Origin of the sequence: Microvirga sp. ACRRW (assembly GCF_022346925.1) — a bacterium.
GTDB lineage: Bacteria > Pseudomonadota > Alphaproteobacteria > Rhizobiales > Beijerinckiaceae > Microvirga.
Genome location: NZ_JAKRNJ010000002.1, coordinates 20,715 through 41,465, shown reverse-complemented (window position 1 = coordinate 41,465; position 20,751 = coordinate 20,715). Strand labels below are relative to the sequence as shown.

Here is a 20,751-nt window from a genome sequence, read left to right as displayed (position 1 = left end):
CGGCAAATTTTCCTGGAACCGGCTTGGCCCCGATGCAAAGAAAAAGCCTGCCCCTCGGCGAGGAACAGGCCCTGGAAGCCTTCAGTTTGAGGCTGAGGTTCGTCAGATGACGAGAAAGTCGGCGTAGGTCATCTTGAGGCCCTTCTCGAGCTGGGCGATCTTGATCAGGCCGTACTTCTTGCCCGAGCCGTCGGCATCGTAGGAGAGCGCGCCGGTCTTGTTGTTGTAGACAAGGTAGTCGTTCTTGTCCTTGGCCTTGTCGCCGATCTTGAAGAACGACTTGTTGAGCTTGCCCGTCTTGGTCAGCTTGGTGAAGATCGCATTCTCCAGGCGGATCGTGTCGTCACGCACCGAGAAGTCCTTGATCGTGTCGACGTTCTTGCTCTTGTTGAGCGTCGTGCTGAACACGAACGCGTCCTTGCCGGTGCCGCCGTAGAGCACGTCGTTGCCCAAGCCACCATCGATGACGTCGTTGCCGCCCTGGCCCTTGATGGTGTTCTTAGCAAGATTGCCGGTGATCGTGTTGGACGAGGCATTGCCGGACAGGGTGATCGCGCTCGAGCCCTCGCCGATCAGCTTCTCCAGGTAGGAACCGAGCGTGTAGCTGACCTTGGAGTAGACCGTGTCGGTGCCGTGCTTGCTGGAGGTCTCGACCACTTTGTCGGACTTGTGGTTGACGTAGTAGACGTCGTTGCCCGTGCCGCCCACCATGCGGTCGGCCCCACCAGCGCCATCGAGCGTGTCGTTGCCGGCGTTGCCGGTGAGCGTGTTGGCTCCGGCATTACCGGTCAGCTTGTTGTGCGTGCTGTTGCCGGTGAGCTTGATCGCAGCTGAGCCCGATGCGGTCAGGTTCTCCAGCACGGAGGTGCTGCTCAGGGTGTAATGCGACGAGACGATCAGCGTGTCGCGCCCGCCCGCATCGAGAATGATGTCCTCGACGTCGTAGGTGTAGGTGTCGTCGCCTGCGCCGCCGTCGAGGGTGTCGACGCCTGTGCCGCCGATGAGCGTGTCGTTGCCGTCGCCGCCGACCAGCTTGTCGTTGCCGGCAGCGCCATTCAGATGATCATTGGAGGCGGTGCCGATATAGTGATCGTTCTGACTTGTTCCCGCGAATACCGCAGCGCCAGTGCGAGGGTCAAAGATCTGAGCATGAATCTCGAGTGTCGATTCTTCAGAGGTTGAATCGCTCCAGGACACCACCAATCGCCCATCGGCAAGAACCGTCAAACTCGGCTTTCCTGTAAAGTCGCGATCATCAGGAAGCGGGATCGCGAATTCACTGACCGGCGCACCCGAAGCCGTGAAGGTAGCCCCCCGAAGAACGTTCGACGCGCTCAAACTCCTATAAGCAACAGCAAAGCCGCCGCCGGACAGAGCAACGACATGCGCCCCATCCTGGGCGGCTTCAGCATCATCTCGAACGGTCAGCTCGATCGTTCTCGGGCTTCCGCCCGCATCGAAGATACGCGCTTTCAGGACACTGCGTGTGCTGCCGCCCGCAGTTTCCTCCCAAACCGCCACAAAGCCGCCGTCCGTCAGAGTTGCCGCCGTCACGCCCGTGCTGATACTCGCCGGATTGGAGATCGTAAATTCTTCCGTACCCTCAAGCGTTCCATCGGCTTTGATGATGCGCGCGACGATCCTATCGTCCCCCCAGCCGGGCTCTTCGTAGAGCACGACATAACGGCCGTCGTGCAAAGCAATGATAGATGAGTGATCCTGGTTGCCTGCGCTGATCGTGTTGACGATGAGGTCGTTGAGGGGGCCACTCCCCTCTCCGCTCCTGCGAATGGCATTGCCGTCATTGTCGAAGATGCGCGTCCGAACATCGGTATCGGCTTCCGGATCCGACGAGTCGGAATAGGACACGGCGAAGCCGCCGCCCGCGAGAGCGGCAATGGAAACATTGCCCTGGTAGCCTGCGGTCACCGAGTTGAAATGGAGGTCCGCGCCGATCTTGAGCCCATCCGAATTGAAGATTTGCCCCCGCACGCCCCAGGACACTTCTCCGTTGAGGGTGCTTTGATCCTGCCAGGCAACCAGCACATTGCCGTTCTTCAGAACCGTGATGGCCTGGAGTTCTTTCGGGGCGTCCCCGGCCGCAAGCTGGATCCTCTTCTCGGCGGCAGCCGGAGACCCGTCCGCTTGGAAGGTTCGCATCCAAAGCTCTGTCCCTCCAGCCGTGTGGACGCGCCAGACCGCAAGGAAAGTTCCGTTCTCAAGAGCTTGAACGACAGGCCCTATCTTGTTTGAAGCGCCACCCGAGGCCAGGTCGAACACGGATTTCCATATCGGGAGAATCGTCATGGCAACACCTTCAATATTGAGAAGCAAAGCGGAAGCTCGATGTACTTGTGAGTGCCAGAGCTTCCTAAGCAGCTACGTCATAAATGTTATAAATTAACAGAATACCTAGAAGAGAAAGGTCGGTGACCAATCCCTTCTCTCAGCTGGCTCTAACGCTGCGCGACAGGCCCGCTCTGCGGCTTTGCCGCTTTCAAAGGCTCGATCATCCAGTTGAAGAGGGCGCGATCCTGCTCGGCGATCCTGGTGTTGATCTCGTTTGCGACCTTCGCTGCCTCTGCGCTTAGGGACTTGTTGTGTGTCTCTCGCTCGGCCACTAGCGCGTCATAGATCTGCTTGGTCTTCTCAGGGCCGTAGAACGGAATGTTGTCGATCCGCTTTTTGATTTCGGCGGCAATCTTAGCATACTGATCGTTGAGGGCCGTGATGCGCTTGGTCCCGTCAGCAACAATGGCTCGGACGGCGCTCGTATTGTCCGGAGGATTTCCGGAAGGCAGGCTGACCTTGTAGTATTTCTTGCTCTCGAAGAGCTTCTCGCGCACCAGGCGCAACTCTTCCAGTCCATCCGCCATAGACTTGTTGGTGATGAATGTATTGCGGGTGAACATCTCGCTGACCCCGCTCAAGCGAGCCCCTTTTTCCGATTTATAAATGCCGTCGCGAGCCTGACCGGCCATCATATGCCGCGCGGCGCCCAGTTTTGCCACGTGGTCGACGAAGCCATCGTAAGGCCCGCTGATCTGCTTCTCGAGATCCTCGCGGGCGGCCTGGGCCTCTTCCCAAGCGTCTGGTCCACCCGTCTCGGCAGTTTCCTCCTCATCGGAATTGGCGCTGGCAGCAGCATTGCCCCGTGCATCGGAGATCATCTTGACGATGGCTTTGGTCTGCTCCTCGGAGGAACTGGCGATCACGCCTTCGAATTGCTGCTTGACCATGGGCCACATGCCGCCGTGAAGCTCTTCGAGCTTCTTGAGAGCTTCCTTTTGATAGGGCTTCAACTCCGCCGCCGCGGCCGGCGCCATTCCTAGCAGCGCGGAAAAGATCAAAGACGTGAAAAGCCTAGCCTTCATCGGAGCCCCCGAAGCAACGGTTCATAGCGCCCGGAGTGTCCACTCCCGGCAAATCAGACAAAATCAGGAGCGTGAAATAGCTGACTTTGGGGAAGTTTGCAATTTTATATCAATGCGGCAACTGGCAGCGCAGCTTCACAAGACCGTCAGGTCGACCGTCTCGAAGCCCAGCTTCTCCAGTCTTTGAGACAGAACGCGCCGGTGACAGTTCACGGGATCACGCTCGAAGCACAGAAGGCAAATGGGCTTTGCGGCTGCCAGGGCCTCCAGATCGCGGAACGCGGCCTGCGCCTCTTCCGTGGCCAGGACCTCGTCGCAATAGATGCGGCGCATGAGGTCAGCGTCGCCCGCACGCGCCGCCTGACGTCCTTCCTTCGGCGTCCCGAGCTTGATGAAGTGCTCGTAGCCGATGTCCTGATTGGCGAGAGCATCGCGCAAAGCCGATTTGGAGAAGCCGCGCTTGCGGGAGAGTGCGACCGCGCGCACATCCGCGAGCGTCTCGACGCCCGCGTCCTTCAAGGTGGTGAGGAAGCGGTCGACATCCGCTCCCTCATATCCGATCGTGAAGACCTGTGGCTTTGCCATGCCTTCTCACATGGAGGGCATCGGGCGCTGCGACAAGTCGGGCTGCGTGTAGGGCCGCAAGGCTTCAGGCGTGCGGAAGTCCTGCGGCACCTCGAAATCGCTCGCGGCTCCCCGCGAACGCTCGATCCCGCGCGGGAATCCGGTGCGGTCCGAGTAGTCTTGAAGTGGAGGCAGAGGATGCGGGCTCTCACGGCTCAGCGTCTGCGCGCAATAAACGTCGAGCGCCGTCACGCCTGCCACCGCCGCCATGGCGATGCCCACATTCTCCTTCTTCGGATTCTTGCCTTCGAGAGCAGTCGCAAGGGTTGCTAGATCAAGGGCGTCGCCCGCGACGCGCCCCCAGATCCACGGCGTCGGATCTTTCGAGGCGAGAATGCCGACGCCCGTGGCGATCTCGCGCAGACCGTAACCTGCGATCAGCCCCTCCTGCCCTTTCATGCCGAGCGCACGCGCAAGCGTGCGCGGCGCCGCAACTTCCATGATGCCGAGAGCAATCGAGAAGATGCCAAGCCCCCGGGCAAGAGTATCGGTTGCCGTGTCGGCGTGACCCTGCCGACGGGTTCGTTCCGTTTCGTAGCGCATGACATCACCTTCTAGGGCTTGAGAACGACCTTGATGCAGCCGTCCTGCTTGTCGCGGAAAATCTTGTACATGTCCGGCCCTTCTTCGAGCCCGACCGTGTGCGTGATCACGAAGGACGGATCGATCTGGCCGTCCTCGATGCGGCGCAGGAGATCGCCGGTCCAGCGGTTCACATGCGTCTGGCCGGTGCGGATCGTGAGCCCTTTGTTCATGATCGCGCCAAACGGAATCTTGTCGAGAAGCCCACCATAAACACCGGGAACGGAGAGAACGCCCGCGGGACGGCAGACATAGGCCATCTCACGCAGCACATGCGGACGATCCGTCTCCATCATCGTCGCCTGCTTCACGCGATCATACATGGCATCGACGGTTCCTGCGGCATGCGCTTCCATGCCGACGGCATCGATGCATTTCTCCGGGCCCTTGCCGTTGGTGAGTTCGTTCAGACGCTCGATGACGCTCTCCACATCGAAATTGATGGTGATCGCGCCGCCGGCTTCAGCCATGGCGAGCCGCTCAGGCACGCGGTCGATCACCACCACCTGCTTTGCACCGAGCAGGATGGCGCTGCGGATCGCCATCTGTCCGACGGGGCCCGCACCCCAGATCGCCACTGTGTCATCCGGCTGGATGTCGCATTGCACGGCGGCCTGCCATCCTGTGGGGAAGATGTCGCTCAGGAAGAGCAGCTTCTCGTCCGGAATGCCGTCCGGCACTTTGATATGCGTGGTATCGGCGAATGGGACGCGCAGATATTCCGCCTGTCCGCCGGGATAACCGCCGGTGAGATGCGTGTAACCGAAAAGGCCTGCCGTGGAATGACCGAAGGCTTTCGCCGCGATGTGACCGTTGCGGTTGGTGCGCTCGCAGACGGAGAAGTTGCCGCGCTTGCACTGCTCGCATTCGCCGCAGATGATGGTGAAGGGAATGACGACGCGGTCGCCCACCTTCAGCTTGCCTTTGGTCTCGGAGCCGACCTCGACCACTTCGCCCATGGTCTCGTGGCCCATGATGTCGCCGCTCTTCATGCCGGGCATGAAATGATCGTAAAGATGAAGATCGGAGCCGCAGATGGCACAGCTCGTCACCTTGATGATCGCATCGCGCGGATGCTCGATCTGAGGATCGGGGACGGAGTCGCAACGGATATCCGTGGTGCCATGCCAAACAAGCGCCTTCATCGAAATCTCCTTCCAACATGCCTGAAAGCGGCCAAGCTGCGCGGCATGGCCGTCTTGATATGAGGAAAGACTTCTTGAAGAGCGTTGCGTTCCCTTAAGGCCCGCAAATTTCAGGCCGCTACCTCAGAAGAAGGAACATGTCCGACATAGTGCGGCAGGCTGCGGATGAGTTCCGCGAGGGCTGGTTCCAGAACCTGATGAGCCGCCTCCTCGACCTCGAACCACTGCGCATCGCGCTCCCCCTTCTCCCGCCAGGACTTGAGCTGCTTGGAGACTTCCAGGGGATACACGTTGACCCGGCAGAGATCGAAATGCGCGGCGCGCCGTTTCCAGTAATCGTAATAACCTAGGGGCTTCTGCTTGATCTCGCCCTTCACGCCCGCCTCTTCCTCGGCCTCCTGGGCCGCGGCCTTGTGGGGCTTCTTGCCCTTCATGGGCCAGCCCTTCGGAATCAGCCAGCGTTTGGTTTCGCGGGACGTGACGAGGAGAACCTCGATCCTGCCGTTCTTGATGCGGAAAGGGAGTGCAGCAACCTGGTTGAGTTCTTCTTTTGGCGTCCGGGACATTCGACGAGAGTATGATTTAATGTGGATAGTTTGTAACGTAGTTGATCTGAGCCGGCTAATAAAGGATCAATTTTAAAGGACTTAGAGAAATCTCCTTAGCGTCAACCGCATGCGATGTTCTCTATTGTCCCGATCCTTTATGAATGTCTGACAACAAAACAGCCGCCTTTTTGATCCTTGAGGAACGCCCTAACGCCATGACGACCGACAGCCTGGACTTGAGATTTGCCGCCGCCTGCGCCATCGCACGCGAGGCAGGAGTGCTGGCGCGCAAGCGCTTCCTGGAGCGCCCCCGTTCCCAGCGTCCGGACATGAAGGGCCCCCAGGACTTCCTGACCGCGACCGACGCGGAAGTCGAAGAGCTGATCCGGCGCCGCCTGAACGGCCTCTTCCCCGAGGATTCCTTCTTTGGCGAAGAAGGCGGCGGTTCCTTCGAGCGTGACGTTTGGGTCGTCGATCCCATTGACGGCACTGCGAATTTCGCCCGCGGCATCCCGCATTTCGCCATCTCGATTGCCTTCGTGCGCGACGGGCGCACCGAGATCGGCGTCGTTTATAACGTGATGCAGGCGGAGCTCTACACCGCCCAGCGTGGACGCGGCGCTCTCCTCAACGGCGAGCCGATCAAGGTAAGCGGCCTCGCAGACATGCGACAGGCGACGGTGGAGGCCGGCTGGTCCTCCCGCCTGCCGGCAAAGCCCTACATCGATGCTGTCGAGAAGCTGAAGGCGGGCGGTGCGAACGTGCGCCGCGCGGGCTCCGGCACCCTGGGCCTCGCCTATGTGGCGGACGGGCGGATCGATGCCTATTGCGAGTTGCACATCAATTCCTGGGATGCCTTGGCCGCGCTGCTTCTCATCGAGGAGGCCGGCGGCTGGACCAACAACTTCCTCGGCAAGGACGGCTTACGAAGCGGCAATCCCGTTATGGGCTGCACGCCGGAGCTGGCCGAAAAGCTCATCGCAGCCACAGGAATCGCCAAGGAACCCTGACGTTAAGCCATGACGTCAGGGCATTATTCTAAAGATTCATTTTCACATTGTCGGCAGGGCACTTGACCGGGCGCTCCATTGAGGGGAGCTTAGCCGACCAACAAAAACAACAACACAACATCTCTATGGGAGGAAAACTGTGAAACTTAAGAAGAACCTCGTTGCCGCCACCATGCTGGCGGGCTCCATGACAGCTCTGTCGTTCCTGTCGGCCGGAGCCGCGCAGGCTCAGGGCGCGCTCGTGATGTATTGCGGCGTGCAGGAAGAATGGTGCCGCGCCATGGTCACCGCCTTCGAGCGTGAGACCGGCGTGAAGGTCTCCATGACCCGCAAGAGCGCGGGCGAAGTGTTCGCCCAGGTGAAGGCAGAAGCCGCGAACCCGCGCGCAGACATCTGGTGGGGCGGCACGGGCGACCCCCACATGCAGGCCGCTGAAGAAGGCCTGACGGTGGAATACACCTCGCCGAAAATGAACGAGCTGCAGGATTGGGCCGTGCGCCAGTGGGAGCAGTCCAAGAAGCGCACCGTCGGCATCTATTCGGGCGCGCTGGGCTTCGGCTACAACACCGAACTCGCCGCCTCGAACAAGACCGGCGATCTGAAGTGCTGGGCCGACCTCCTGAAGCCCGAGCTGAAGGGCGAAGTGCAGGTTGCCGATCCGAACTCGTCCGGCACGGCCTATACCCTGCTCGCATCCATCGTGCAGATCATGGGTGAGGACAAGGGCTTCGAGTACATGAAGGCCCTGCACAAGAACATCAACCAGTACACCAAGTCGGGTGCCGCTCCCGCAAAGGCCATGGCGCAGGGTGAAACCACCGCCGGCATCGCCTTCATGCACGACATCGTGACGATGGTCGTCGACAAGGCTCCGATCAAGGTCGTGGCTCCCTGCGAAGGCACGGGCTACGAGATCGGCTCCATGTCGATCATCAAGGGCGCGAAGAACCTCGAGAGCGCTCAGAAGTTCTACGATTGGGCTCTGACCGCCAACGCACAGAAGCTCGGTGCCGAAGCCAAGTCCTATCAGGTGCCGTCGAACAAGAGCACGCCGATCCCGCCGCAGGCTCCCAAGCTGAGCGACGTGAAGCTGATCAACTTCGACTTCGCGAAGTATGGCTCGTCGGAAGAGCGTAAGCGCCTCCTGTCCAAGTGGGACAACGAGGTCAAGAACCTGCCGAAGTAGGTTCATCTATCGTGCCGGCGAAGCCTCGAGCGCTTCGCCGGCACTCATTTCTTCTAAAATTTGGTCTTGAAGGCGGGAGCCGCTGGCGTCCCGCATTGACGTTTACGCGAGAACAGACATGTCACGGGCAACCCTTGGCTGGATCGTTCTGGGTTGGGTCGGCTTTGCCCTCCTGCCCTGGTACGGTTTCGACCGCACAGCCGTTCCGACCATCACCGACTACATCGTCGGCGGATCGGCTCTCGTTCACGGCTTGAGGGGAGCCTGGTGGCTTCTGCCCGTTCTCCTGCCTCTGCTGATAAGCCTGCGTCCTGCGGCCCTCCCGACGCGCAGTGATAACAGCACCTGGCTGATCGCATCCGGCCTGCTGGGCCTCGGACTCATCGTTCTGCAGGGCTTCACTATCGGCCTCAACGGCTGGACCCTCGACATTCTGAAAGCGCTCAGCGGCAGCAACGGACCGAGCCAGGCCGGCATGGGCTATGGCGCGGCGCTCACCGCCACCGCATTCCTCATCATTCTCTGCCATGGACTTGCCGCGCGCGGCTGGTGCCGGGGCGACGCCTTCGTCACCTCCTCCATCGGCATCGTCGTCGCGCTCATCATCGTCTTCGTTTTCTTCCCCGTCTCAACCATCCTCGCCAGCGCCTTCGCCGACAACAACGGTGACTTCGCTCCCGTCGAGTTCGTGACGAAGTTCATGGACAAGTCGATCTGGGGTCTCGACTGCCTCACCAGCGACCTGCGCTGCGGCGTCGCCTGGAACACCCTGTTTCTGGGCCTGCTCGTCGCCTTCGGCACCACTGCGCTCGGCCTTGCCTTCGCGCTCATCGCCACGCGCACGGCGTTCAAGTACAAGAAGCTGCTGCGCGTGATGAGCGTTCTGCCCATCATCACGCCGCCCTTCGTGATCGGCCTTGCGCTCATTCTAATCTTCGGCCGCTCGGGCGCGCTCTCCTCCGTGCTGTGGGAGTGGTTCGGCGTTCCGCGCTCGCGCTGGATCTACGGCCTGCCCGGCGTCTTCATCGCGCAGCTTCTCGCATTCACGCCCATCGCCTTCCTCGTGCTCATCGGCGTGGTGCAGGGCATCAGCCCGACGCTTGAGGAAGCCTCGCAAACCCTTCGCGCCAAGAGCTGGACGACGTTCCTCACCGTGACTCTGCCGCTGATGCGCCCAGGCCTCGCCAACGCCTTCCTCCTCGGCTTTGTTGAGAGCCTCGCGGACTTCGGCAACCCGCTCGTTCTCGGCGGCAATTTCGAGGTGCTCTCCACCAAGATCTTCTTCGCCGTCGTCGGCGCACAGCAGGATCAAGGACGAGCGGCAGTGCTGTCCATCATCCTGCTCGCCTTCACGCTCGGCGCGTTTTGGCTGCAGCACGCCTGGCTCGGCAAGAAGGTCTACACCACCGTGACCGGCAAGGGCGATGCGGGCATTCCGCTGCCCCTCCCCCGCCGCGTGGCGATGGCCTCGTATTTCACCGCCATTCCGTGGGCCCTGTTCACGGTCGCCGTTTACGTAATCATCCTGGTCGGCGCCTTCGTGCGCTCCATGGGCCGCGATTACACGCCGACCGTCGAGCATTTCCTCACCGCCTTCCGCGTCGAGAACACGGATCACGGCTTCTTCTTCTCCGGTTCGGCGTGGGATTCGTTCTTCGCCACGGTAAAGGTCGCGGCCCTCGCGGCGCCGCTGACCGCAGCCATCGGCCTGCTGACGGCTTACCTGCTCACCCGTCAGCGCTTCTCGGGCCAGCGTTCCTTCGAGTTCGGCACGCTCCTCAGCTTCGCCATCCCCGGCACCGTGGTGGGCGTGTCCTACATCCTCGCCTTCAACGTGCCGCCGATCGAGATCACCGGCACAGGCTTCGTGCTCGTCATGTGCTTCGTGTTCCGCAACATGCCCGTGGGCGTGCGCTCCGGCATCGCGACGCTCAGCCAGATCGACAAGAGCTTGGACGAAGCCTCGCTGACATTGGGCGCACGCTCGGCCACCACCATGCGCCGCGTGGTGCTGCCGCTGCTGCGTCCCGCCATCGTCGCCTCGCTGGTCTATTCCTTCGTGCGTGCGATGACCGCCGTCAGCGCCGTGATCTTCCTGGTCACCGCCGAATACAACATGGCGACGACCTACATCGTCGGCCGTGTCGAAGCAGGCGAGTTCGGCCTCGCCATCGCCTATTCCACCGTGCTCATCGTCGTCATGCTGGTTGCGATCCTCGCGATCCAGCTTGCCGTCGGCGAGCGGCGTCTCGGACGCCGCTCCGCCAGCACTTCAGCCAGCCCCGTTGCCGCTCCAGCCATTCCATGAACCAGATGACCTCACTCAGCTCCCTGTCCCGCTCCTCGCTGTCCAAGAAGCAGGCGGCATCGGTCGAATTCCGCAACGTGACGAAACGCTACGGCGACGTCACGGCCGTGGACAACGTGTCCTTCACCATTGAGCCCGGCAAGCTCGTGACCCTGCTCGGCCCTTCCGGCTGCGGCAAGACCACGACGCTTCGCATGATCGCGGGTCTCGAAATGGCCAGCGAAGGCCAGATCCTGATCGGCGGCCGCGATGTGACCCACCTCTCCGCCGCCGACCGCGACGTGAGCATGGTGTTCCAGTCCTACGCGCTCTTCCCGCACATGTCGGTGCTGGAGAACGTGGCGTACGGTCCGACGGTGCAGGGCGTCTCGAAGAAGGACGCCAACGCAATGGCGATGGAGAAGCTCGAGATCATCGGCCTGAAGGGCCTCGAGAAGCGCTCCCCGTCCGAGCTTTCCGGCGGTCAGCAGCAGCGTGTCGCCGTGGCGCGCGCCCTCGTGCTGGAGCCGCAGGTGCTTCTGTTCGACGAGCCGCTCTCCAACCTCGACGCCAAGCTGCGCCGCCGCGTGCGCGAGGACATTCGCGAGCTGCAGCAGAGCCTGAACCTCACGGTGGCCTACGTCACCCACGACCAGGAGGAGGCGCTCGCCGTCTCCGACCGCATCATCGTGATGTCGAACGCGCGCATCGCCCAGACAGGAACGCCGCGCGAGCTTTATGAAGAGCCGGCGGATCTGTTCGTCGCGGACTTCATCGGCGACGCCAACATCGTCACCGGCGAGGTGGTGGATGGAGCGGGCGCGACGGCGAATGTGCTGATCGGCGGCGTGAACGTTCAACTCCCGCGCCGCGGCGCGAGCCAAGGCCCGGTGAAGCTCGCCGTGCGTCCCGATGCGATCATGCTGGACGATGCTGCCGCTGCTCCCGGCAAGATCATGGGAACGGTGAAGAAAGCGTCCTATCTCGGCACGCAGGTGGAATACGAAGTGGAGAGCCCCATCGGCGATCTGTTCGTGGTTCAGTACGGCCGCAAGGACCCGATTGCGCCGGGCACGCCGATCGCGATTTCCTTCGCGACGCAGCGCGGTATCGCGATCGTTCCCGGAGCCTGATCCTTATACGGCGCCCTCATCCGGAATGTTGAGGGTCGTCCCGCAAGCCTTGCAATGAACCGCATCCCTGTCATGGCGCTGCAATCCGCAGACCGGGCAGGGATGTTTCACTTTATGGGGCCGCAGCAGCACCTGCACGAGACGCAGGAAAAGCGTTACGCCGAAGATCATGATGACCACGGAAATCAGGTGGCCGAGCGTTCCGGTCAGCGTGATGTCGCCGAAGCCTGTCGTGGTGAGGGCCGCGATGGTGAAATAGAGCGCATCGATATAGTTGCCGATCTCGGCATTGGTCCACCGCTGCGTCTCATAGACGAAGCCGGTCATGATGAAGATGAACACGCCGAGATTGACCGCTGCGATGATCAGTTCCTCGTTGCGCTTGAAGAACGTGCTGTCGGCCCTGAGCCGCGACAGAAGGTGATAGGTTCGCAACAGCCGAAGCGTGCGCAGAATGCGCAGGAAGCCGATGCCCTCCCCCACCACGGGAGCGAGGAAGGATACGATGGACGCTATATCGGCGATGGTGACGGGATGAGCCAGATCCCGCCATCGGTTGCGGCTGATCGCGAGCCGCGCCAGGAAGTCACCCAGCACCAACAGGCCTATCACCACATCAACCCATTCCATGGCGCGGTAGCGTGGCAGGAATGACGAAGCGACGATAAACAGAATGGTCAGGACGTCGAAGACGAGAAGGCCGTAGCGGAAGCGGTAGGCCTCGGGCGCATCGCCTTCGTAGAGAAACCTGAGCTTCTCGACCAAGGGCCAGCGGGATTGTCCGTCAGCTTGGCGGGAAGAGGCGTCTAGCATGGTCGAAACGGTGCTTTCTCGAGGTTGACCCTCTCAATAACTAGAAGGCAGCCTTGCAATTCCAACGGGGTGCATTGTGAGCCGAAATAGCGTACCTCAGAGCCACGCTGACACTTGAAGAGACGGACGCATGCTCAAGGCTTTGATTTTCGACATGGACGGCACCCTGGTTCACAGCGACCCTGTCCACATGAAGGCTTTTATCGAAGTCCTGAGCCCTGAGGGCGTCGTCATCGACGACGACGTCTACCGCTCCACGATCATCGGCCGCACGAACGAGTTGATCTTCGCGACCCTCCTGCCCCATCGCAGCGTCGAGGAGCATGTGACCTTCGCCGAGGAGAAGGAAGCCACCTTCCGCCGCATGGCCCTCGACCTCAAGCCTTTGGACGGACTGATCGCCCTTCTCGATTGGGCCGAAGCACGCGGCATCAAGATCGCGCTCGTCACCAATGCGCCCCGCCTCAATGCGGAGCACATGCTCGATGTGCTGGGCCTCACGGAGCGCTTCCCCATCCAGGTCACCATTGATCAGGTGGCGCGCGGCAAGCCCGATCCCCTGCCCTATCTCACCGCGCTCGAACGCCTCGGGGTGCGGGCCGAGGAAGCCATCGCCTTCGAGGATTCGCCGTCGGGCATGAAGGCCGCCAAGAGCGCTGGGATCTATTCCTTCGGCGTGCTGACCGGCCTCAGCGCTGAGGAAATGTTGGCTGTGGGCGCCGATGCCGCGCTCACCGACTTCCATGATGCCGACCTGTGGGACCTGCTGAAGCAGAAAAGCGCCGCCTGACGCCACGCACCATCAACCGGAATTCTTGACACCCCGCTCTGCCCCGATGACCCTGGCGGAATGCAGACGCCCGAGTTTCAATTTCGCACGCGTGCATCCCTGCGCGATGACCTGAAGCGCCTTGGAATCCGTCACGGCGATATGGTGATGGTGCATGCCGCCATGCGTCAGGTCGGCCCCTTGCTCAACGGCCCCGACGCCCTGATCGGCGCGCTCCTTGATGCCGTTGGCCCAGAGGGTACGCTGATGGCCTATGTGGATTGGGATGCCCGCTACGACGAATTGCTGGACGAGCAGGGGCGCGTTCCGCCCCAATGGCGCGAGCACATCCCGCCCTTCGATGCGGCCTCATCCCGCGCCATTCGTGACCATGGCGTCTTGGCCGAATTCATTCGTACCACCCCCGGCGCCCGGCGTAGCGGCAATCCGGGCGCATCGGTGGCAGCGATTGGTGCGCAGGCCGAGTGGCTGACCTCAGACCATCCTCTCGATTATGGCTATGGCGAAGGCTCGCCCTTCGCCAAGCTGATCGAGGCACGCGGCAAAGTGCTGATGGTCGGCGCGCCGCTCGATACGATGACATTGCTTCACCATGCTGAACACTTGGCACGGGTGCCGAACAAGCGCATTCGCCGCTATGAGGTGCCTTTTGCTGCAACAGGCAGCGTGCATTGGCGGATGGTGGAGGAATTCGATACGTCAGATCCAGTCGCGCCAGGGCTTACCGAGGATTACTTCGCCACGATCGTGAGCGAGTTCCTCGCAAGCGGCCGAGGGAGCCGGGATGTTGTCGGCTCGGCTCCATCGGTACTGGTCGAGGCGGCTTCCATATGCGCCTTTGCCGTCGATTGGATAGAACGCAACGCAGCCCCCTAGGCTGCGTCGGATTGAGGCGCAGGATCACCTCCCTCGTCGAATCGCCGTCGCGCTTCCAGGATTTCGTCCCGGTTCTCGATGGCCCAGGCGCCCAAGGCCCGAACAGTCTTGAGCAGGCTGCAACCCAGCCCTGTGAGCTGATACTCCACCCGTGGCGGAATGGTGGGATAAACCGTGCGGGTCACGAGCCCGTCACGCTCCAATCCGCGCAAGGTGAGCGTCAGCATCCGCTGAGAGACACCCTCGACCATGCGGCGTAACTCATTGAATCGCTTAGGCCCTTCGCCAAGCCGCACGACGACCTGGACACTCCACTTGTCGCCCACGCGGGAGAGGATCTCCGTCACCGTGTGGCAGTTGGTGGGCACATGAATGTGACTGGGTGACATCAAAGTGCCTCCTTGCGCAATCCCCGAGAAGTTACTTAATGAGCCTCGGTTACAAAAGGGAACTTAAGGATAGGTCCCTTGTTTTGCAAATTCAGGAGTCTTCATGACGCTCAAGCTTCACACGATCGTTGCCAGCACCCGTCCGGGCCGCATTGGCCCCAGCATCGGGCAATGGTTCAATGATTTCGCGGCCGAGCACGGTAAGTTCGACGCCACTCTGGTGGACCTCGCCGATTTCAACCTGCCGATCTTCGACGAGCCTGAGCACCCGCGCCTGCGCAACTATCGTCACGCCCACACCAAGGCCTGGAGCGAGAGCGTGGCCGAGGCCGATGCCTTCGTGTTCGTGACGCCCGAGTACAATTTCGGCCCTCCGCCGTCGCTGCTCAATGCGCTGAACTATCTCGTGAGCGAGTGGCAATACACCCCCGCCGGCTTCGTGAGCTATGGCGGCATCTCCGGTGGCCTTCGCGCCGTGCAGATGACGAAGCAGATCCTCACCACCTTCAAGGTCATGCCGATCACGGAAGGCGTGCCGATGCCGATGGTGTTCCAGCACCTGGAGAACGGAAAGCTCAACGCACCCGACATCTACAAGACCTCGGCCGCCACGATGCTGGACGAGCTGCATGTGTGGGCAGAGTCCTTGAAGAGTGTGCGCGCCAAGCACAAAGCGTCACTGGCGCGCAAGGCCGAGGCTGCTTAAGCGACCGTCGACGTCAACCTCCAAAGGGCATCGCTGTGACGAACAGCGGTGCCTTTGTTTTATGCGGCAGGCCTCTCCCGCTTCGGACCATAAAAGACCACCCACGTCTTGAAGTCCTCCGAGAAGGTCTCGAAGCGGTGCGGGACATAGGCCGGAACGTAAAGAAGATCGCCAGCCTCGAAAGTGATGAGTTCCTTGCCGCGGCTGAACGTGCCGTGACCCGAGGCGATGATGTAAAGCTCGTCCCGCTCATGCGGCTGCTGCTTGTCGATGCCGACAGGCGCGTAAAGCTCGACCGAAATATCGTCGCCCCGGTCGAATACGATGTTGAACGGATTGTCAGGGGAAAGCCGTGCGGCCGCCTGGGCGAGCGTCACTTGAATATCGCTGTTGGAGCTTGTGCTCATCCTGCTTTCCCATTTCTTCCAGAAGAATAATATCATATTCCTCACGGCCCGTTACGCGGAAGAGCGAATGTCTGTTTTCAACCGGCGCACACTGGCCCTCGCCCTGCTTCTCCTCACGCCTGCAATTGCAGAGGCCAAGCAGTGGAGACTTCTGGAACCGGCAGAAATTCCCGCCGCCGCGGCCCAGGCCACCGGCTTCCGCACCGGCGTCAACCTGTGCTGGCTCAATGCCTATTCCGACGACAGCGATCCGAAGGGCACGAACATCAGGGCAGCACCTTCACGCAATGCTCCGGTCATCGGCACTATTCCCCAGAAGCGCGCGGAAGCAGGTACAGAGATCGGGCCTGAGTTTCAGGTCATCGGCTCTACTGACGGCTGGCTTCTCATCCGTCAGGCGATTTGGAGAGGATATGAGCGAGACGAGAAACTTCTCTTCAAGGGCCCCGGCTGGATCGCCGCCGGTCTGGTGAGTTTCTCTGTGGAGGATCCCCTGCTTCGCGCAGAGCCTCATATGAATGCCCGCACCATCATGGAACTCACCTCCGCGCAGGATGCAGAGTCGAGCTGGGGTCCGGATTCCGTCATCATCAAGCGCGCTCACCGCTGCAGCGGCTCCTTCGTCGAAGTGGACCTGGAAACACCCGACGGGAGAAAGGCACGCGGATGGGCGAATGGAGCCTGCGCCAATCAAGTCACCACATGCGGCGGTAATCCCAGCGCCGTCGAGGAGCGCGCCGGTAAGCTCGTTTCACCGAAATAGAAAAGAAAAAGGGAGAGGCAGACCTCTCCCTTTTGACACGTTTCACAACGGTTTCGTCATCAAAGCCGACCAGTCAGCGCATCCTCGAAGAGCTTGCGGGCGCTCTCCTTGGTGATCGGCACCGGGTTGCCGCCGGCGGTGGGATCGTTAGGCGCCATCTCCGACATCTCGTCGAAGCGGGCGCTATCCACCTTCAGGCCTTCCAGCGTGTGCGGCACGCCGAGATCCTTGCGCAGCTTCAGCACCCAATCGAGGAACGCCTGGAACGACGGCTCGAGGCCGATATAGGCGGCAAGCCGCACGATGCGCTCTTCGATGGCCTTGCGGTTATAGACCAGCACATACGGCATGAAGACCGCATTGGTGAGGCCGTGATGCGTGTCGTAGAGCGCGCCGGTCGGATGCGAGAGCGCGTGGATCGCACCGAGACCCTTCTGGAACGCGGTGGCGCCCATGGCAGCGGCCGACATCAGCTGCGCGCGCGCTTCGATGTCCTTGCCGTCCTTATAGGCGCGCGGCAGGTATTCCTTCACGAGGCGGATGCCTTCCACCGCGATGCCGTCCGCCATCGGGTGATAGCCGGGCGCGCAATAGGCTTCGATGCAGTGCGCGAGCGCATCGAGGCCCGTGCCCGCCGTGATGTGAGGCGGCATGCCGACCGTCAGTTCCGGATCGCAGATCACGATCTTCGGCATCATGAGCGGATGGAAGATCACCTTCTTGGTGTGCGTGGCTTCCTGCGTGATCACGCCCGCGCGGCCTACTTCCGAGCCCGTGCCTGCTGTCGTCGGCACGGCGATGATCGGCTGGATTCCTTTCGGGTCCGCGCGGGTCCACCAATCGCCGATATCCTCGAAATCCCACATGGGGCGCGTCTGGCCCGCCATGAAGGCGATGACCTTGCCTGCGTCGAGCGCCGAGCCGCCGCCGAAGGCGACGACGCCGTCGTGCTTGCCGGCGCGCAGAACCTCAAGGCCCTTATAGACATTCGTTTCCACCGGGTTCGGCTTGATGTCCGAGAAGATTGCGGCTTTCAGACCAGCGGAAAGAAGCTGATCGAGCGCCGCCTTCGTCATCGGCTGCGTTGCCAGGAACGGATCGGTGACGATGAGCGGGGCCTGGAGGCCGACCGATTTGCAGGCTTCCGCAAGTTCGGAGATGCGGCCTGCGCCGAAGCGCACGGCGGTGGGGTAATTCCAGTTGGAGCGGGGAGACGTGGTCATGATGCTTCCGATCAGATCTGACGGAGGTGGTAGGATTTCGGACGGGTGAGCGACTCGTAGGCGAGACGCGACAGACTCGCGCCGCGGCCCGTATCCTTCACGCCGGTCCAGGCGAGCGCGGGATCGAGATAGTCGCAGCGGTTCATGAAGACGGTGCCGGTCTCCAGCTTCTCGCCGATGGCTTCCGCCGCATCGACATCGGAAGTCCAGATGGCGGCAGAGAGACCGTAGGGCGAGTCGTTCATGAGACGAATGGCTTCTTCATCTCCCTTCACCTTCATGATGCCGACGGTGGGACCGAAGCTCTCCTCGCGCATAACGCTCATGGAGTGATCCACATTGGTGAGCACCTGCGGCGCGAGATAGGCATTGTTGCCCACATCGGCTGCGAACTTCTTCGCGTCGATATGCGCCTTCGCACCCTTCGCCACGGCCTCCGCGTTCTGCTGGCGCACGAGATCGGCAAAGCGCTTATGCGCCATCGGGCCCAACGTCGTCGCCTCTTCCAGCGGATTGCCGAGCACGTATTTGTTCACGAGATCGACCGCGCCTTCTACGAAGCGGTCATAGTGCTTCTCATGCACATAGATACGCTCGATGCCGCAGCAGCATTGGCCCGAATTGAAGAACGCGCCGTCCACCAGGTTCTCGATGGCGTGATCGAGATTGGCGTCCGCGCGCACATAGGCCGGATCCTTGCCGCCGAGCTCCAGACCGAGCGAGGTGAAGGAGCCAGCAGCAGCGCGCTCGATGGCTTTGCCGCCACCGACGGAGCCGGTGAAGTTGCAATGATCGACGAGACCGTTGCTCAAGATGCGGCTGGTCTGGTCATGCGACAATTGCATGTTCTGGAACAGGCCCTTCGGGATGCCCGCGCGGTCCATCGCCATCTGGAAGCGCTCACCCGCGAGCAACGTCTGCGAGGCATGCTTCAAGAGCACCGCGTTGCCTGCCATGAGCGCGGGCACGACGGTGTTGATGGCCGTGAGATACGGATAATTCCATGGCGCGATCACGAGCACGATGCCGACCGGCTCACGCTTGATCATGCGGCGGAAGCCCGGCTTCTCGTCGTCGGTGGGAATGTTCTGCAGGCTTTTCTCCGCGATGGAGATCATGTAGCGCGCACGCTCCTCGACGCCACGGAACTCGCCGCCATAGCGCACGGGGCGGCCCATCATCTGGGCGATCTCGGGCACGACCTCCTGATTCATGGCGATCAGCGCATCGAGGAAGGCCGAGACCTTCGCGGCGCGCTCGGCAATCGGCACGTTGCGCCAAGCCTTCTGCGCCTCGCGCGCCGCCTTGATGGTCGCATCGATGGCGGCGTCTGACATAATGGGACGGCGAACGAGCTCGCGTCCGTCGACGGGGGAAATAAGGACGATATCGGTATCAGTCATGATCTTTACGTTTGAAAGACTATGGCTCGAAGAGAGCCATAGTCTTCTCCTGTGTTGAAATTCGAAGAGTCTTTTAGATGATTTCGAAGTAGCGGGCGAGCTGCCAATCCGTGATGGCCTTGCGCGCCTCGCGCTCCTCCCATTCGCGGGTTGCGGCGTAATGGTCGACGAAGGTGTCGCCGAAGAGCTGGCGGGCGGGCTTGGAACCCTTCAGGCGCTCGGCGGCCTCTCCGAGCGAACGCGGCAGCGCGCGCTCCTTTGGGTGCTCCACCGCATAGGCATTGCCCTGGATCGGCTCGCCCGGCTCGACCCGGTTCTCGATGCCCCAGAGGCCGGAGCCGATGGCGGCAGCGAGCGCGATATACGGATTGATGTCGGCAGCCGCCACGCGATACTCCACACGCTGCGACTTCTCGGAGCCTGGAATGACACGAAGCGCCGTGGTGCGGTTCTCCACGCCCCAGGCGGAATCGGTGGGCGCCCAGAAGCCGGGAATGAGGCGCGTATAGCTGTTCACCGTGCAGGCCACCATGGCGAGGATCTCGGGCATCAGCTGCTGCTGACCGCCCACATACCAGCGCATGGTGTCGGACATATTGTGTTTGCCGTTGGCGTCGTAGAACGCGCCCTTGCCGCTGTTGAGATGGCGCAGCGAGGAATGCAGGTGGCCGGACTGGCCCGGCCAGTCGCGCGACCACTTGGCCATGAAGGTCGCCATCCAGCCGCGCTTCTGCGCGAGGATCTTGGTGTAGGTCTTGAAGAGCGCGGCCTTGTCGGCGGCCTTCAACGCGTCATCGACACGGATCGCTGCTTCCAGAACGCCGGGGCCGGTTTCCGTGTGCAGACCCTCGATCTCGAAATCCATCTTGTTCGCGAGGTCGAGCAGCTCGTGATAGAAATCCGCGTGCACGCCGGAGCGCAGCACCGAATAGCCGAAGAAGCCCGGGGTGATGTTCTTGAGGTCCTTATAGCCCTTCTCGCGCACGGAATGCGGCGTTTCCTCGAACACGAAGAACTCGAACTCGGCAGCGGCGGAGACGGCAAAGCCCATGTCCTCCGCCTTTTTCAGCACGCGGCGCAGCACGCCGCGCGGACAGGCGGCTTCCGCATAGCCCTCGAACTCGCTGAGAAAGAATGGCAGGTCGTTCTCGAAGGGAACGAGGCGCATGGATTCGGGGATGATGCGCGCCGTAGCATCGGGATAGGCCGTATGCCAGCCGGTGAGCGTGGTGTTGTCGTAAAGCTGATCGTTGGAATCCCAGCCCAGCACCACATCGCAGAAGCCGAAGCCCTTCTCGACGGCGGATTCGAACTTGTCGCGGGCCATGTACTTGCCGCGCATGATGCCGTCGACATCGGTGAGGCCGATCTTCACGAAAGGCAGGTCGCGGCTGCGCACGTATTCGATAGCGTCGGCAGCGTTCTTGATTTTGGGAGCGGTCATGCTCGAAACCCCAACGAGAAATGAAAAGGGAGCGCGCAGGATGCGCGC

Annotated in this window: 20 protein-coding genes; 8 read left to right on the top strand and 12 right to left on the bottom strand. The window is 61.6% G+C overall.

The window, feature by feature from the left end:
- Nucleotides 1–102: 102 nt before the first annotated feature.
- The 6 genes from MHY87_RS04505 to MHY87_RS04480 all read right to left on the bottom strand — a co-directional run bounded on the left by MHY87_RS04505 (nucleotide 103) and on the right by MHY87_RS04480 (nucleotide 6,291).
- Entirely contained in the window at nucleotides 103–2,307 is a 2,205-nt protein-coding gene (locus MHY87_RS04505; RefSeq protein WP_239349855.1) for a calcium-binding protein, read from the bottom strand.
- Nucleotides 2,308–2,456: 149 nt separating this feature from the next.
- On the bottom strand, nucleotides 2,457–3,302 hold the full coding sequence (locus MHY87_RS04500; protein WP_239349853.1) for a hypothetical protein: 846 nt from the start codon (nucleotides 3,300–3,302) through the stop codon (nucleotides 2,457–2,459).
- Nucleotides 3,303–3,509: 207 nt separating this feature from the next.
- Nucleotides 3,510–3,959 carry a DUF488 family protein gene (locus MHY87_RS04495; protein WP_239349851.1) on the bottom strand — a complete coding sequence of 150 codons (450 nt, stop codon included), beginning with the start codon at nucleotides 3,957–3,959 and terminating at the stop codon, nucleotides 3,510–3,512.
- A gap of 6 nt (nucleotides 3,960–3,965) precedes the next feature.
- Entirely contained in the window at nucleotides 3,966–4,541 is a 576-nt protein-coding gene (locus tag MHY87_RS04490) for a cyclase dehydrase (RefSeq protein ID WP_239349849.1), read from the bottom strand.
- 11 nt (nucleotides 4,542–4,552) lie between these two features.
- A complete protein-coding gene (locus MHY87_RS04485) occupies nucleotides 4,553–5,725 on the bottom strand; it encodes a zinc-dependent alcohol dehydrogenase (RefSeq protein ID WP_239349847.1) in 1,173 nt (390 codons plus the stop codon).
- A 110-nt stretch (nucleotides 5,726–5,835) separates the two neighbouring features.
- Nucleotides 5,836–6,291, bottom strand: a complete 456-nt coding sequence (locus MHY87_RS04480) for an NUDIX hydrolase (RefSeq protein WP_239349845.1) — start codon at nucleotides 6,289–6,291, stop codon at nucleotides 5,836–5,838.
- Nucleotides 6,292–6,488: 197 nt separating this feature from the next.
- Between MHY87_RS04480 and MHY87_RS04475 the strand changes: the two genes are divergently transcribed.
- From MHY87_RS04475 to MHY87_RS04460, 4 genes are all read left to right on the top strand, one after another.
- On the top strand, nucleotides 6,489–7,283 hold the full coding sequence (locus tag MHY87_RS04475; RefSeq protein ID WP_239349843.1) for an inositol monophosphatase family protein: 795 nt from the start codon (nucleotides 6,489–6,491) through the stop codon (nucleotides 7,281–7,283).
- Between the two features lie 139 nt (nucleotides 7,284–7,422).
- Complete coding sequence (locus MHY87_RS04470) at nucleotides 7,423–8,469, top strand: ABC transporter substrate-binding protein (protein WP_239349841.1); 1,047 nt, start codon at nucleotides 7,423–7,425, stop codon at nucleotides 8,467–8,469.
- Nucleotides 8,470–8,587: 118 nt separating this feature from the next.
- A complete protein-coding gene (locus MHY87_RS04465; protein WP_239349839.1) occupies nucleotides 8,588–10,777 on the top strand; it encodes an iron ABC transporter permease in 2,190 nt (729 codons plus the stop codon).
- A gap of 5 nt (nucleotides 10,778–10,782) precedes the next feature.
- Complete coding sequence (locus tag MHY87_RS04460; RefSeq protein WP_239350686.1) at nucleotides 10,783–11,889, top strand: ABC transporter ATP-binding protein; 1,107 nt, start codon at nucleotides 10,783–10,785, stop codon at nucleotides 11,887–11,889.
- A 3-nt stretch (nucleotides 11,890–11,892) separates the two neighbouring features.
- Here MHY87_RS04460 and MHY87_RS04455 read toward each other — a convergent pair whose 3' ends face one another.
- Nucleotides 11,893–12,702, bottom strand: a complete 810-nt coding sequence (locus MHY87_RS04455) for a potassium channel family protein (protein ID WP_239349837.1) — start codon at nucleotides 12,700–12,702, stop codon at nucleotides 11,893–11,895.
- Nucleotides 12,703–12,832: 130 nt separating this feature from the next.
- Between MHY87_RS04455 and MHY87_RS04450 the strand changes: the two genes are divergently transcribed.
- Nucleotides 12,833–13,492, top strand: coding sequence for an HAD family phosphatase (locus tag MHY87_RS04450; RefSeq protein ID WP_239349835.1), 660 nt, complete (start codon nucleotides 12,833–12,835; stop codon nucleotides 13,490–13,492).
- Between the two features lie 60 nt (nucleotides 13,493–13,552).
- Complete coding sequence (gene aac(3) / locus MHY87_RS04445) at nucleotides 13,553–14,368, top strand: aminoglycoside 3-N-acetyltransferase (protein WP_239349833.1); 816 nt, start codon at nucleotides 13,553–13,555, stop codon at nucleotides 14,366–14,368.
- Here the strand turns inward: aac(3) and MHY87_RS04440 are convergent.
- A complete protein-coding gene (locus tag MHY87_RS04440; protein ID WP_239349831.1) occupies nucleotides 14,365–14,757 on the bottom strand; it encodes a helix-turn-helix domain-containing protein in 393 nt (130 codons plus the stop codon). The two genes, aac(3) and MHY87_RS04440, sit on opposite strands and share 4 nt — an antisense overlap.
- Before the next feature lie 103 nt (nucleotides 14,758–14,860).
- Between MHY87_RS04440 and MHY87_RS04435 the strand changes: the two genes are divergently transcribed.
- On the top strand, nucleotides 14,861–15,463 hold the full coding sequence (locus tag MHY87_RS04435) for an NADPH-dependent FMN reductase (protein WP_239349829.1): 603 nt from the start codon (nucleotides 14,861–14,863) through the stop codon (nucleotides 15,461–15,463).
- Between the two features lie 59 nt (nucleotides 15,464–15,522).
- Here the strand turns inward: MHY87_RS04435 and MHY87_RS04430 are convergent, their stop codons facing one another.
- Nucleotides 15,523–15,870 carry a cupin domain-containing protein gene (locus tag MHY87_RS04430; RefSeq protein ID WP_239349827.1) on the bottom strand — a complete coding sequence of 116 codons (348 nt, stop codon included), beginning with the start codon at nucleotides 15,868–15,870 and terminating at the stop codon, nucleotides 15,523–15,525.
- A gap of 67 nt (nucleotides 15,871–15,937) precedes the next feature.
- Between MHY87_RS04430 and MHY87_RS04425 the strand changes: the two genes are divergently transcribed.
- Nucleotides 15,938–16,633: an SH3 domain-containing protein gene (locus tag MHY87_RS04425; protein ID WP_239349825.1), complete on the top strand. Its 696-nt coding sequence runs from the start codon at nucleotides 15,938–15,940 to the stop codon at nucleotides 16,631–16,633.
- 59 nt (nucleotides 16,634–16,692) lie between these two features.
- Here the strand turns inward: MHY87_RS04425 and MHY87_RS04420 are convergent, their stop codons facing one another.
- From MHY87_RS04420 to MHY87_RS04410, 3 genes are all read right to left on the bottom strand, one after another.
- Nucleotides 16,693–17,856, bottom strand: coding sequence for an iron-containing alcohol dehydrogenase (locus MHY87_RS04420; protein WP_239349823.1), 1,164 nt, complete (start codon nucleotides 17,854–17,856; stop codon nucleotides 16,693–16,695).
- Nucleotides 17,857–17,867: 11 nt separating this feature from the next.
- Nucleotides 17,868–19,259, bottom strand: coding sequence for an aldehyde dehydrogenase family protein (locus tag MHY87_RS04415; protein ID WP_239349821.1), 1,392 nt, complete (start codon nucleotides 19,257–19,259; stop codon nucleotides 17,868–17,870).
- 73 nt (nucleotides 19,260–19,332) lie between these two features.
- Nucleotides 19,333–20,703 (bottom strand): glutamine synthetase family protein, encoded by a 1,371-nt coding sequence (locus MHY87_RS04410; RefSeq protein WP_239349819.1) that lies wholly within the window; start codon nucleotides 20,701–20,703, stop codon nucleotides 19,333–19,335.
- Nucleotides 20,704–20,751 lie beyond the last annotated feature (48 nt).

Bases quoted from the DNA above. Each gene is read 5' to 3' on its own strand.
- MHY87_RS04505 (WP_239349855.1), bottom strand. From the start codon at position 2,307: ATGACGATTCTCCCGATATGGAAATCCGTGTTCGACCTGGCCTCGGGT.
- MHY87_RS04495 (WP_239349851.1), bottom strand. From the start codon at position 3,959: ATGGCAAAGCCACAGGTCTTCACGATCGGATATGAGGGAGCGGATGTC.
- MHY87_RS04490 (WP_239349849.1), bottom strand. From the start codon at position 4,541: ATGCGCTACGAAACGGAACGAACCCGTCGGCAGGGTCACGCCGACACG.
- MHY87_RS04485 (WP_239349847.1), bottom strand. From the start codon at position 5,725: ATGAAGGCGCTTGTTTGGCATGGCACCACGGATATCCGTTGCGACTCC.
- MHY87_RS04480 (WP_239349845.1), bottom strand. From the start codon at position 6,291: ATGTCCCGGACGCCAAAAGAAGAACTCAACCAGGTTGCTGCACTCCCT.
- MHY87_RS04475 (WP_239349843.1), top strand. From the start codon at position 6,489: ATGACGACCGACAGCCTGGACTTGAGATTTGCCGCCGCCTGCGCCATC.
- MHY87_RS04465 (WP_239349839.1), top strand. From the start codon at position 8,588: ATGTCACGGGCAACCCTTGGCTGGATCGTTCTGGGTTGGGTCGGCTTT.
- MHY87_RS04460 (WP_239350686.1), top strand. From the start codon at position 10,783: ATGACCTCACTCAGCTCCCTGTCCCGCTCCTCGCTGTCCAAGAAGCAG.
- MHY87_RS04455 (WP_239349837.1), bottom strand. From the start codon at position 12,702: ATGCTAGACGCCTCTTCCCGCCAAGCTGACGGACAATCCCGCTGGCCC.
- MHY87_RS04450 (WP_239349835.1), top strand. From the start codon at position 12,833: ATGCTCAAGGCTTTGATTTTCGACATGGACGGCACCCTGGTTCACAGC.
- MHY87_RS04440 (WP_239349831.1), bottom strand. From the start codon at position 14,757: ATGTCACCCAGTCACATTCATGTGCCCACCAACTGCCACACGGTGACG.
- MHY87_RS04435 (WP_239349829.1), top strand. From the start codon at position 14,861: ATGACGCTCAAGCTTCACACGATCGTTGCCAGCACCCGTCCGGGCCGC.
- MHY87_RS04430 (WP_239349827.1), bottom strand. From the start codon at position 15,870: ATGAGCACAAGCTCCAACAGCGATATTCAAGTGACGCTCGCCCAGGCG.
- MHY87_RS04425 (WP_239349825.1), top strand. From the start codon at position 15,938: ATGTCTGTTTTCAACCGGCGCACACTGGCCCTCGCCCTGCTTCTCCTC.
- MHY87_RS04420 (WP_239349823.1), bottom strand. From the start codon at position 17,856: ATGACCACGTCTCCCCGCTCCAACTGGAATTACCCCACCGCCGTGCGC.
- MHY87_RS04415 (WP_239349821.1), bottom strand. From the start codon at position 19,259: ATGACTGATACCGATATCGTCCTTATTTCCCCCGTCGACGGACGCGAG.
- MHY87_RS04410 (WP_239349819.1), bottom strand. From the start codon at position 20,703: ATGACCGCTCCCAAAATCAAGAACGCTGCCGACGCTATCGAATACGTG.